Genomic DNA, 724 nt, shown 5'->3' on the forward strand with positions numbered 1-724 from the left:
TATGCCACTGGCGCAAGCCGGGAAGGCGCCCGCCGGGGATGATCCCAAGTCAGAAGACCGGCCAGATGACCTCTTGAAGCTGGCTGGACCCCAGCTCCTGTGTTTTTTCAACAGGGGCAATGTCATGCCGTACACCACCGATCAGCCTGCGTTTCAACCACACCTTGCTGCGGGCGGACCATTCTCCGACGCCGAGCGCGCAGCGGTCTATCGCGCCATCTATAGCCGGCGGGATGTGCGCGGCCAATTCCTGCCCGACGCCATCGGCGACGATGTCCTGATGCGGATCCTGGATGCCGCACACCACGCGCCTTCCGTCGGCTTCATGCAGCCGTGGAATTTCCTCGTGATACGCGATGCCGAAAAGAAGCGGCAGGTTGCCGGGATTTTCGCGCGCGCCAATGACGAGGCGGCAGCGATGTTCCCCAAGGATCGTCAGGACGCCTATCGGGCCCTCAAGCTCGAAGGGATCACCAGTGCCCCGGTCAATATCTGCGTGACCTGTGATGGCACGCGCGGCGGCCCAGTCGTCCTGGGCGCCACGCATATGCCCGACATGGACCTTTTCAGCACGGTCTGTGCCGTCCAGAACCTGTGGTTGGCGGCCAGAGCCGAGGGTCTGGGAGTCGGCTGGGTCAGTATCCTCAAGGAGGATGAGGTCAAGGCGGTCCTGGAGATCCCCGACCCGATCCGGCTGGTCGCTTACCTTTGCGTCGGCAGAGTC

The 724-nt window shown here is 63.3% G+C and carries 1 protein-coding gene and 1 riboswitch; the gene reads left to right on the forward strand.

The features are described 5' to 3' along the window. A riboswitch (cobalamin riboswitch) is annotated at positions 1-80 on the forward strand. This riboswitch is flagged as partial in the annotation. A gap of 44 nt (positions 81-124) precedes the next feature. Further along, positions 125-724, forward strand: a 600-nt coding sequence (gene bluB / locus A3840_RS01705; RefSeq protein WP_082903572.1) for a 5,6-dimethylbenzimidazole synthase, incomplete at its 3' end; no start/stop codon positions are given.

The organism is Devosia elaeis (assembly GCF_001650025.1).
Lineage (GTDB): Bacteria > Pseudomonadota > Alphaproteobacteria > Rhizobiales > Devosiaceae > Devosia > Devosia elaeis.